Here is a 10,192-nt window from a genome sequence, read left to right as displayed (position 1 = left end):
GGCCCGGCCGCCGGCACGCCGCCGAGGTCGCCCACCACCTGCGCCTCGCCGGCCGCGACGACCTGGCCGTCGCCCACCTGCGCACCGCCGCCGGGCAGGCCAGGACGGTGGCCGCGCTCCCCGAGGCGGCCGCGTTCCTGACCGAGGTCACCGGGCTCGCCCCGGACGACCCGGACCAGTGGGTCGAGCTGGCCGAGGTGCAGGCCTGGCGTGGGCTGGTGACCGAGTCCGACGTCGCGTTCGACGAGGCGCTGGCCCGCATCCCGCGCGCGGACACCGCCGCACTCGCCGGTGCGTGGTTGCGCCGCGGCCGCTGGCTGCGCGGCGGCATCTGCCACCCGCGCGAGTCCCGCCGCTCCTACCGCGCCGCGCTCGACGTCCTGGAGATCGACGACCCCGACCCGCTCGCCCGCGCCGAGGCCCTCGCCGGGCTCGCCTGGGCCGAGTCGGTGTCCGGCGACCCCGCCGCGGTCGACGGTCTGCTGTCCGAAGTGGACGCCGTGGCGACGAAACCCGATCTGCTGAGCCACGACGTGGGCGTCGCCCGCGGTCACGCGCTGCTGCGGGCCGGCCGGTTCACCGACAGCTACGCGCCACTCGCCGCCGCGGCCACCGCCGCGAACCGGGCGGGTCGCCCGGACATGGCCTACAGCTGCCTGGCCAACGCCGCCTGCGCGGCCGCGTGCGCCAAGGACTTCGAGCGCGCCCTGGACTTCGCCGAGCGCTGCCTGCCGCTCGTCGTACCGACCGGTCTGCTGCGACTCGCCGTGTACGCACACTCCGCGCGGGCCACCGTGTTGCGCCGGCTCGGCCGCCTCGACGACGCCCGAGCCGCGGTCGGCAAGGCGGCCGCGCTCGCCGACCGGATCGGGCTGGCCGGGCTGGCCGGCTTGGTACGCCACGACCGCGGCATGCTCGCCCACGCCGAGCGCGACTGGGCCACGGCCGCCACCGAGCTGAGCGCCGCCGTCGACGCCCGCGCACCGGTCAGCCTGCCGCTCGCCCGCCTGTACACCGCCGACGCGCTCGCCCGAGCCGGGCGTCCCGGCGAGGCCGAGACCGAGCTGCGCGCCACCGTCCTCGAACCCGTCAGCGCGGGCGACTTCCCCGAGACGCTGGTGGCCCGCGTCTCCGCCGTGCAGGCCCGGATCGCGCTCGCCCGCGGCGACGGCGCGCTGGCCGCGGCCAGGTTCCGCGAGGCCGAGCGGGCGTGGCAGCGGTGTGCCGAACGGGCGGGCGACCCCGGGGCCGGCTACGTGACCGCGCTCGTCGACCTCGGCCGCCCGCCCATCAGCGTGTTCGTGGAGCCCGACCGCGAGCTCGCGGCGGTGCGCGCCGAGCTGGAGGGCAGGACCCATGCCGACCTTCGATGACCGCGCCCGCAGCTCGGCACCGCCCGAGGACGTGTGGAAGCTGCTCTACGACCCGTCCCGGTTCCCCGAATGGTGGGCCGGCATCGGCACCGTCGAGAAGTCCGATGTGGACGGATACACGATGTACCCCGACGGCTTCCCGGACTTTCCGATGCCGCAACAACTGCGCACCGACCGGGCCGACGGCTGCGTGGCGATCTCGTGCCTGGTGTCGGACCTGACGTTCGAGTGGCGCCTGCACCCGCTCGACGGCGGGGCGACGGAGATCGCCGTGCACGTGGAGATCCCCGTCGCCGAAGCCCACCGACTGGGCGACCAGCGGGACGTCATCCACCGCTCGCTCGTCGCCCTCGCCGCGCTCGCCGCCGAGCCGCCCGGGTAGCCGTCACGCCACCGCACCCCGGCGCTCAGGGCCACAACAGCCGGCGCGCCCAGCTCTCGCCGTCGCGGGTGTAGTGGAGCCGGACGTGCCGGCGGCGTTCGTCGCCCTGCCAGAACTCCACCTCGTCGGCCACCACCCGATACACCGTCCACTCCGGAGCCACGAGCGCCGGCTCGGCGGCGGCTCTGGCAGCCGCCTCGTCGAGCACGCGATCCCGCTCGGCCAGGTCGGTCAGCGGTGCACTCTGGTTGCCGACCAAGGCGGCCCCTCTCGAGTCGGGCGACCGGGCCAGGAAGTCCACCGCGCTCTCCTCGGCGTCGGCGACCTCCACCGGCCCGCGGACCCGCACCTGCCGGCCGAGCGCCGGCCAGTAGAACGTCAGCGCCGCCCACGGCGTGTTCGCCAGCTCCTTGCCCTTGCGGCTGCCCGATCCCGACGCGAACGCCCGGCAGCCGGCGTCCTGGAACTTCAGGATCACCATGCGCGCCGACGGCCTCCCCGCCGGGTCGACGGTCGACAACGTCATCGCGTGCGGCCCGACGACACCCGCGTCGATCGCCTCCGCCAACCACTGCTCGAACAACGGATCCGGCTCAGCCGGCGCGGTTTCCGGGTCGAACGCGGGCAGCGGTCCGACCAGCGAAGGCAACGCCCGCAAGGACTTCGCCGAGGTGACGTCGCCCATGACGGCCCGGTCAGCTGCCCACGAGTTGTGCCAGCAGGTCGCGGGCCTCGTCCTCGGAGTACCGCGAGGAGATCGTGACATCGCCCGCGGTGATCTCGGACCGGATCCGGGGCGCGGCGACCACCTGGTCGTTCGTGAGGATCGCGACCTGCTCGCCGGCGTGCTCGCTCGTCCACTGGGCGAACGTCGTGACGTCGTCGCCGACCAGCTTCACCGTGACCGCCCACGTGCCGTCGTACTCCAGGTACTGGAGCGCCGCGCGCTCGAGCCGGGTGACCGTCATGAACGGCTTCTCCAGCGGGAGTCTCGAGCCCTCCGGATCGGACCGCACGGTCGCCCCGGTTGCCGAGTTGTCCTCCGGCACCACACGTGCCAGCACCAGCGGCTGACTCAGGTTCACCGGCCCGGTCTCCTCCGCCTGTTCCTCCGCCGACCCCGACGAGCTCGTCTCGGACGGCGGAGGCTCGGACCATTCGGGCGGTGGCGTTCGCGACGGCTGGGTGCCGACCTCGGAGCTGCCGCACCCCGGCAACGCCACCGCTGCCACCGCGACCAACAGGAACGTCTTCGTTCCCCAGCCCTTCACCCGACCTCCAAGGCCTTGCACAGCTCGATCGGTTTCACCGAGCACGGGTACGACTAGCCGGCGCCCTCGCGGCGAGTCTGGTCCGCGCCGAGCAGGTCCTCGCGAGCACGGGCGACCCGGGAGCGGATGGTGCCGACCGGGACGTGGCAGATGGCCGCGGCCTCGGCGTAGGGCAGGCCGGGCGGGGCCGGCAGTGCCCGCAGGTAGGTCTCCCGGGTGAGGTCGTCAGCCAGGGAGACGTCGGCCAGGTGGGCGACGAGTCGCCAGACGTCCCGCTGCGTGGCCCGCACGAAACGCTCCATCGCGTCCCGGTCGCCACGGCCGGCGGCCAGTGCCAACTCCGTCAGATCGTCCGCACGCCGATCAGTCACGATAACTGAGGATAACGGATCGGTCACCGGGGAACTCAACCTTCGTGGATTCCGACCATGTTTGCGTGGACTGCTTGGCAAGTCGTGAAGCCCTGTCGGCGCGCCGCGCAAGCGCAGCACAGCGACGTCCTGGTGACGAGCCACCTGTTCAACGAGGGCATGGCCTGGAACCTCGCGCTGGGGCTCCGCTGCGTCTACCGTGCCCTCAAACCGAGGTGTCGCACCGTCCACATCGGACCTGATGACGTGTGGCGCACCAGCGCGCGCCAGGCCGGCCGGCGTACCGCGGTCGTCGCGCAGGACCACGACCTGGACAACGACTTCTCCGTCGAGGAGACCGTCGCGATGGGTCGCCTCCCACACAAGGGCCTGCTCGAACGCGACACCGGGGCCGACCGCGACATCGTCGGCGCCGCACTGCCGGGCACCGACCGCTACCTGAGGACCGGGCACCCGTCGCCGTACGCCGGGCAGCGAACCGGCTGACCTGAGTGGGCTCGTGGGGGCGCTCACAGCCGGTTCGTCCACGTCGCGACCGCGGAGCGGCTACTCTCGTGGAGTCCGATGCCGCCACGGGGGCGCGGCACGTCCGGACGGGGGGCACGAGCACACCCGGTCCGTCGGCGAACCGAGAAGTTGGGCGACCGCTTGCGATGACCGACCTGATCATCACCATCGCGCTCTGCGTGGCGGTCGCGATCGCCTACGCGACGGCGGCGCTCATCCAGGCCCGCCACGCACATCTCACCGTCCCGGAGCTGATCCGCCTGCCCCAGCTGTGGCTGGCGCTCGGACTGAACGCGCTCGGCGCGGCACTGCACGTGACGTCCCTGGCGTTCGGCCCGCTCTCGCTGATCCAGCCTCTCGGCGTGCTGACGCTGGTCATCGCCGTGCCGTTGGCCGCGATGACCGCGCGGCGCCGGGTCACCCGGCTGGAGCTGAGCGGCATGACCAGCACGGTGATCGGCCTCGCCGGCCTGACGCTGATCATCAGCACGGCCGCGACCCGAACGCTCACCTCGGCTCAGCTGCTGATGATGATCGCCGCCACGCTCGCCCTCGTCACCGTCCTGGCTCTGCAGGGCAGGCGAACTGGAGCGTCACCGCTCTGGGAGGCGGTCGCGGGCGGCGCGACGTACTCCGTGTGCTCGGCCTTGTGCCAGACCGTGGTGGTGACCGTGCGCGACACCGGCGCGTCCGCGCTGCTCCGCCCGATCACGATTCTCGCGATCGTCGCGATCGCGTTCTTCGCGGTCACCGCGACCATCCTGACCCAGCGTTCCTACCGCAGCGGCCTGGGCGCACCCCTGGCGGTGACCAACATGGTGAACCCCGCCACCGCGACGATCATCGGCGTGGTGCTGCTCGGGGAGCACCTCGCCACCACGAACGTCGAGATCGTCCTGGCCGTCGCGTGCGGCGTGCTCTGCGCACTCGGCGTGGCCCAGCTGGCCCGGGCCCGCGACGTGACCGGCGCCGAAACCCAGCCACCAGCGGCGAACAAGGATGTCCACCTGAACGCCTGACCCTCGTTGAGTGTGCGGTCGGACGACGACGCCGGCCACAGCGGATACTCATGGAAGCACGGTCGCGCTGTCGTGCAACGCGAAGTCGTACTGCGATAGGTGTCCGGCAGCAGCGGACCCGCACCGTCACCGGCGACCGGCTCGACAGGCGCCGACGGCGGAACCGGCGGGACTTTCGACTCTTCGGCCAGGCGCTCAGCGACCGCCGGCCACGTCGAGGATCGAGCCGACACAGTACGAGGCGGCGTCACTGAGCAGCCACAACACCGCGTCGGCCACTTCCGCGGGCTCAGCCGCGCGGCCGAGCGGGATCGTCGGCTCCAGGCTGCGGACGCGTGCCGGTTGGTCGTTGCGCTCGTGGATCTCGGTCGACGTGAGTCCGGGGCGTACGACGTTCACGCGGATGCCTTCGCCGGCGACCTCACGGGACAGACCGATCCCCAGGCTGTCGATCGCGCCTTTGCTTGCCGCGTAGTCGATGTACTCACCGGCCGAGCCGAGGCGACTTGCCGCTGACGAGACCAACACGATGGCACCGCCCTCGTAGCCGTCCGCCGTCGACATGCGCCGAACGGCCTCCCGGCAGCACAGGATCGTGCCGAGCACGTTGACTTCCAGCATCCGGCGGACGCGTCCGGCGGTGAAGTCCCGCAGTTGGAGAGCGGGAGCCACGATCGCGGCATTGGCGACGACTCCCCGGATGGTGCCGAGGTCGCCGGCGGCTTGGAACAGTGCCAGGACATCGGCTTCGTCGGAGATGTCGGCGTGGACGGCGTGCGCCACACCGCCGTCGTGCTGGATCTTGGTCACGAGCGCGTCGGCCTGGCCCTCGGCGTCGACGTAGCTGAAGCAGACGGTCCAGCCGTCGGCCGCGGCGCGCTCGACCACCTGCGCGCCGATGCCGCGACTCCCACCGGTCACGACAAGTACGCCGACCTCAGCCGCCATGGGAGAAGACATCAGCCAAGACTACGGGTACCCGACCTCGACCTCGAGCTAATCGAGAGCCGGACGCTCGACAGCCACATCCAAGAGCTCGTCTACCGGCCCACCCCGCACGCCTGAGGCATCATCGACGACATGGTCGAACTCCGAGACGCGACGCAGGCCGACGCCCACGGCATCGGCACCGTGGTCGTGCGGTCCTGGCGCGCCGCCTACCGCGGTCTGCTCCCCGACGATGTCCTGGCCGGACTGTCCATTCGCGACCGGGAGCAGTTCTGGTCGGCCGTCCTCACCGCTCGCCAACCGCACACCCGCGCCGTCGTCGCAGCGATCGAAGGTGCCATCGTGGGCTTCGCCGCGACCGGTCCGCCGCTCGTGCCCGCCGACCGCGCCGACCCCACGCTCGGCGACCTCTACGCGCTCTACCTCGCCCCCGACGTCTGGCGTCGCGGCATCGGCACTCGGCTCCACGCCGCCGCCCTCGACCGAATCCGCTCCTGCGGCTTCACCCACGCCGGCCTGTGGGTGCTCGACACCAACGAACGCGCCCTGCGCTTCTACCAACGCCGCGGCTGGACCGACACCGGACGATCCCAACTGGACCGAGGGCCCGGCGACACCGAGCTCCACGAACGACGACTCCACCACGACCTGAACGACTGAACCGACAACGCGCCAGCGCGGTCGGCGACGTGCCGACCGCGCTGGTGACTACAGCTGGGGGTGGGTTCCTCAGTACCAGTGCGCCCTGCCGCCGACGCGACGCCCGGTACCGCCCAGAACGGCCAAGAGTGCACCGACGACGAGGAGCACGATTCCGATCGTCCACAGGATGGAGATCTTGGCTAGGAAGCCGATGAGAAGTAACACGACTCCAAGAACGATCACAAGTGCCTCCTTGAGTGTGTCGACCGGCCATGTTGCTACTCGGCGCGGCCGACGTCGCTCTACGGTTACACCCTGGGTAATTCCCAACCTGACCGCTCCCAAACTCGTGGAGCATGAGCGCCGGCTAGTATTGCTTTCCCTTTACCCACTTGAAGCCTTCGTGCTTCGTGATGCCCGCGACCTCGATCGGTCCGCCGACAGTCGTTGCACCGACCGGTAGGAACCGGCTGTAGCGGCAGGTGAGGTCGACGAAGAACTCAGCAAGGTCCAGGGCGTCCCGGAACGGCATCGGCTCCTGAACCAACGGCGCGGCAAGCTGATCTCGAATGATCTGCGCCGCGGGCTCGGCCTTGTCAGGTGACACTCCCAGGGCGTCGACGAGGACTGTCGCGACTCGAGGATCGACACCGTGCACCAAGCGCAGGACGGCCGCGGGCTGACCACCGACGAAGAAGCCGCACTCGGCACCCGGCCACATCCGCGTAGGCGAAGGGCAGCCGTCACCAGCCATCTCGATCTTGAACGCCTCGGCGTGGGGACCGTCGGTCGAGTATCCGGCGACCGCGAGGCCGAGGTCGGGAACTTGTTCGTTGCCACCAAAGACCGCGAGGTACTTGGTTTGGTAGATGAACTCACGTACTCGATCGGCGACATCGGCGACCGTGTAGTCCGAGGCATCGACCTTCCAGTCCGCGCCGTCGGGACCCGCACGCTCGCCGGTGAGCATCTGGCGCAAGTCCTTGAACAACGTGGAAATCGACTCGGCACCGATGGAGCCGGAGCCCCAGGTCACGACTCCGAGCGGCAGCCCCGTCACCAGGTTCGCGATCTTGCTCACGTTGTAGTAGACGTTCGCGACCGACATCGTGCCGTCCGGCCGCACCTGCGCGAGGGTCGACGCGCTGTCAGACGCCAGGACTATGCCTTCGTGCACCTTCAACGAAACGGCGATCGTCATCAGGTCGCGTGGGTGCGGATGACGGTGAGGTAGAAGTCGTCCAGCCGACGCACGATCTCGATCAGCCGGTCGAAGTCGACCGGCTTGGTGGCGTAGGCGCTGGCCCCCAACGAGGTGCTGCGGATGATGTCCACCTCGTCCTGCGAGTTGGTCAGCACCACTACCGGGATGTCGCGCAGCTGTTCGTCCGCGCGCAGTTCCGCCAACACCGAGCGACCGTCCATTTTGGGCAGCTCGAGGTCCAGCAGGATGACGCCGGGCCGTGGTGCGTCCTCGTACGGGGTTTGCCTGCGCAGGAAGCGCAGGGCGGACACGCCGTCGTTGACCACGTGCAGCGCGTTGCCGACCTTGTAGTACTCGAAGGTGTCCCTGGTGAACCACACGTCGCCGAGATCGTCCTCGACGAGGAGGATGTCAACTGGGGCCGGCGCGGAGACCACGCCACCACTATCCCCGCCCGACAGCCCTGCCGCAAACACCGACGCCGGCAGGTATTCACCAACCTGGCTGGGATCTCTGGTGGAACCGGCCGTCGGCACGTGTTGGTTTGTGCCTGACATCGCCGGGCATTCCACGACAGGTAGTCCTGCGTCGAGGGAGGACGCGATGCGTCGAGCTGGTCGATCCATCGGCGTCGGCGCGGTCCTCACACTCGTGTTCGGCATCGCGGCGACCGCGCTCCTCGGTGGCACCCTGGTGGTCGGCCTGCTCGGCGTCGAGTCAGCGGTGATGTGGACCGGTACGACAGGCTGCGTGTGCCTGGCTGGATGGTTGCTGGCGGTCAACGCCGACCATCGCGCCAGGCGCCATGCCGATGCGTCTCCCGCTCGGCCCGAAAACCGAGGTGACAGCGACTGAGGCGCCGGTAAGATCGAAGTTCGTCTCGGATCGATCGGCGGGCCCAGGGCCAGCGGACAGGAGGTGTGCGGGCACATCAGGCGCATGCGTTGCCCCGTCCTGCCCGTACGCCCCTGGAGGATCCGTGTTCACGATCCAGCACGTCACCATCGACTGCCACGAGCCCTACACGCTCGCCGAGTTCTGGAGCGCCGTCACCGGCTGGCCCGTCAGCGCCCGCGACGAGCCCGGTGACCCCGAGGTCGCGGTCGAGCCCACCGATCCCGGTGTGCCCGAGCTGCTCTTCGTCCGCGTCCCGGAGTCCAAGCAACACAAGAACCGCGTCCATCTCGACCTCGTGCCGCGAATACACACCCGCGACGAGGAGGTCGCCCGACTCCTGCGCCTCGGCGCCACCCAGGTCGACGACCAACGCGGCGACTCGGGTCGCGGCTGGGTCGTGCTGGCCGACCCCGAGGGCAACGAGTTCTGCGTGGAAGCCGAACGCGCCTGAAGGTCGACCGGCACGACTCATGGTCCGGTGGCCGCCGCCTCGGCGAGCGCGTCCGCGGTCGACGGCGGCCAGGCGCCGCTCGCGAAGGAGCTGTCCGTGGTGATCAGCTGACGAAGCTTGGCCTCCTTGGCGTCCAACGCGTTGCTGAAGTCCAGCGTGAGGTCGTTCAGCACCCCGATGAACGCGACGGTGAACCCGACCGCGGCGGGAATCGCCACCACCGCGGTCACCCCGAACATCGCGCTCGCCGCGCAGCCGGCCATCAGGGCGACGTAGCCACCCACCGAGACGGCCAGTGTCCGCCAGAAGGTCCGCATCGCTTCGGCGATCTCGTTCAGCGTGGTCTGCAGGTTGTCGGTGATGGTCTTGACGTCGGCGAGCGCCTTGTTCTGGCCGTTCACCACATGGATGTACCGGCTACCCGCGGTCCCGCTCCAGAAGCCGGTAGTGGGGAGCTGGCCGAGGACGAGCAGGCCGGCCTGCGTGCTGGCCTTGCCGCCGACCTCGGTGTTCCAGTCGCCGGCGACCGCGCGCACGGCGCCGGCCGAGCCGCGCTCGGTGTAGACCTTCCACACCTTCTCCATCATGTCGCCGAACCAGGAGGACAGCTTCTTCATCGCATGGACGAGACCGGGGTTCAGGTAGCCCGGCACGACCTTGAGCGCCTTGTTGAAGGCCTCGACGAAGTCGTTCCAGATCTCCTTGAGCTGCTCGATCGCGTTCCGGACCAGGTCGACGGCCGCCTCGTACACCTCGTCCATGAAGGGACTGGTCATCGGTCAGCCTCCTCCGGCCCGCAGGATCGCGTCGGCGCCCAGGCTGTCGGTGCGTTCATAGTTGTCGGCTATCTCCCGCAGCTTGGTCGCCAGGACGTCGAACTCCGCCTCGCCGCCGCCGAGCAGCGTGGTGAGCTTCTGCTTGATGGCGTCGTAGGCCGCGATGAGCCCGCGTTCCTGTGCGACGTAGCCGAGCCTGGCCGGCCCGAGCTCGAGGCCCTCGGACGCGCGCGACGCGGTTCCCATCGCGTCCGACGCCGTGTCCCACCTGGTCGCGTCCTCGCGCAGCTTCTCGCATACGACGCGCACTTCGTCCCTTGGAGCCAAGGGACCCTCCTTCGTCGTTGTCGT

At 70.3% G+C, this 10,192-nt stretch carries 15 protein-coding genes and 1 pseudogene; 8 read left to right on the top strand and 8 right to left on the bottom strand.

Features of this window, described 5'->3' with window-relative positions:
• A partial coding sequence (locus ACRDSK_RS02595; protein WP_431438233.1) for a hypothetical protein occupies positions 1 to 1,373 on the top strand: 1,373 nt, incomplete at its 5' end.
• Entirely contained in the window at positions 1,357 to 1,755 is a 399-nt protein-coding gene (locus tag ACRDSK_RS02590) for an SRPBCC family protein (RefSeq protein WP_431438232.1), read from the top strand. The genes ACRDSK_RS02595 and ACRDSK_RS02590, both read left to right, overlap by 17 nt.
• 25 nt (positions 1,756 to 1,780) lie before the next feature.
• Here the strand turns inward: ACRDSK_RS02590 and ACRDSK_RS02585 are convergent, their stop codons facing one another.
• From ACRDSK_RS02585 to ACRDSK_RS02575, 3 genes are read right to left on the bottom strand one after another with little or no spacing between them, the layout of a single operon-like run.
• The gene (locus ACRDSK_RS02585; RefSeq protein ID WP_431438231.1) at positions 1,781 to 2,440 is read right to left on the bottom strand and encodes a pyridoxine/pyridoxamine 5'-phosphate oxidase; all 660 of its coding nucleotides are present in this window, start codon (positions 2,438 to 2,440) and stop codon (positions 1,781 to 1,783) included.
• 10 nt (positions 2,441 to 2,450) lie between these two features.
• Positions 2,451 to 3,026 carry a SecDF P1 head subdomain-containing protein gene (locus ACRDSK_RS02580; RefSeq protein ID WP_431438230.1) on the bottom strand — a complete coding sequence of 192 codons (576 nt, stop codon included), beginning with the start codon at positions 3,024 to 3,026 and terminating at the stop codon, positions 2,451 to 2,453.
• A 53-nt stretch (positions 3,027 to 3,079) separates the two neighbouring features.
• A complete protein-coding gene (locus tag ACRDSK_RS02575) occupies positions 3,080 to 3,400 on the bottom strand; it encodes a sigma factor-like helix-turn-helix DNA-binding protein (protein WP_431438235.1) in 321 nt (106 codons plus the stop codon).
• 129 nt (positions 3,401 to 3,529) lie between these two features.
• Between ACRDSK_RS02575 and ACRDSK_RS02570 the strand changes: the two genes are divergently transcribed.
• Entirely contained in the window at positions 3,530 to 3,883 is a 354-nt protein-coding gene (locus ACRDSK_RS02570) for a hypothetical protein (RefSeq protein WP_431438229.1), read from the top strand.
• A 167-nt stretch (positions 3,884 to 4,050) separates the two neighbouring features.
• Positions 4,051 to 4,923, top strand: coding sequence for a hypothetical protein (locus tag ACRDSK_RS02565; RefSeq protein WP_431438228.1), 873 nt, complete (start codon positions 4,051 to 4,053; stop codon positions 4,921 to 4,923).
• A 195-nt stretch (positions 4,924 to 5,118) separates the two neighbouring features.
• Here the strand turns inward: ACRDSK_RS02565 and ACRDSK_RS02560 are convergent, their stop codons facing one another.
• Positions 5,119 to 5,883, bottom strand: coding sequence for an SDR family oxidoreductase (locus ACRDSK_RS02560; protein WP_431438227.1), 765 nt, complete (start codon positions 5,881 to 5,883; stop codon positions 5,119 to 5,121).
• A 21-nt stretch (positions 5,884 to 5,904) separates the two neighbouring features.
• Between ACRDSK_RS02560 and ACRDSK_RS02555 the strand changes: the two are divergent.
• Positions 5,905 to 5,988, top strand: a pseudogene (locus ACRDSK_RS02555) (dihydrofolate reductase family protein); the annotation flags it as partial.
• A 15-nt stretch (positions 5,989 to 6,003) separates the two neighbouring features.
• Entirely contained in the window at positions 6,004 to 6,531 is a 528-nt protein-coding gene (locus tag ACRDSK_RS02550) for an N-acetyltransferase family protein (RefSeq protein WP_431438226.1), read from the top strand.
• Between the two features lie 349 nt (positions 6,532 to 6,880).
• Here ACRDSK_RS02550 and ACRDSK_RS02545 read toward each other — a convergent pair whose 3' ends face one another.
• Both ACRDSK_RS02545 and ACRDSK_RS02540 read right to left on the bottom strand, forming a co-directional pair.
• Positions 6,881 to 7,714, bottom strand: coding sequence for a hypothetical protein (locus ACRDSK_RS02545; RefSeq protein ID WP_431438225.1), 834 nt, complete (start codon positions 7,712 to 7,714; stop codon positions 6,881 to 6,883).
• Complete coding sequence (locus ACRDSK_RS02540) at positions 7,714 to 8,154, bottom strand: response regulator (RefSeq protein WP_431438224.1); 441 nt, start codon at positions 8,152 to 8,154, stop codon at positions 7,714 to 7,716. Before ACRDSK_RS02540 ends, ACRDSK_RS02545 begins: the two co-directional genes overlap by 1 nt.
• A gap of 214 nt (positions 8,155 to 8,368) precedes the next feature.
• On the opposite strand from ACRDSK_RS02540, the gene ACRDSK_RS02535 reads away from it, so the two are divergent.
• Positions 8,369 to 8,572 carry a hypothetical protein gene (locus tag ACRDSK_RS02535; protein ID WP_431438223.1) on the top strand — a complete coding sequence of 68 codons (204 nt, stop codon included), beginning with the start codon at positions 8,369 to 8,371 and terminating at the stop codon, positions 8,570 to 8,572.
• A 124-nt stretch (positions 8,573 to 8,696) separates the two neighbouring features.
• Positions 8,697 to 9,065 (top strand): VOC family protein, encoded by a 369-nt coding sequence (locus tag ACRDSK_RS02530; protein WP_431438222.1) that lies wholly within the window; start codon positions 8,697 to 8,699, stop codon positions 9,063 to 9,065.
• Positions 9,066 to 9,082: 17 nt separating this feature from the next.
• On the opposite strand, the gene ACRDSK_RS02525 is transcribed toward ACRDSK_RS02530, so the two are convergent.
• The gene (locus ACRDSK_RS02525; RefSeq protein ID WP_431438221.1) at positions 9,083 to 9,841 is read right to left on the bottom strand and encodes a WXG100 family type VII secretion target; all 759 of its coding nucleotides are present in this window, start codon (positions 9,839 to 9,841) and stop codon (positions 9,083 to 9,085) included.
• A gap of 3 nt (positions 9,842 to 9,844) precedes the next feature.
• A complete protein-coding gene (locus ACRDSK_RS02520) occupies positions 9,845 to 10,168 on the bottom strand; it encodes a type VII secretion target (RefSeq protein ID WP_431438220.1) in 324 nt (107 codons plus the stop codon).
• Between the last annotated feature and the right edge of the window lie 24 nt (positions 10,169 to 10,192).

This window comes from Actinophytocola sp. (assembly GCF_050699915.1).
Taxonomy (GTDB): domain Bacteria; phylum Actinomycetota; class Actinomycetes; order Mycobacteriales; family Pseudonocardiaceae; genus Actinophytocola.
The sequence above is the reverse complement of the archived record's forward strand: the minus strand, read 5'-3'. Positions and strand labels throughout refer to the sequence as shown.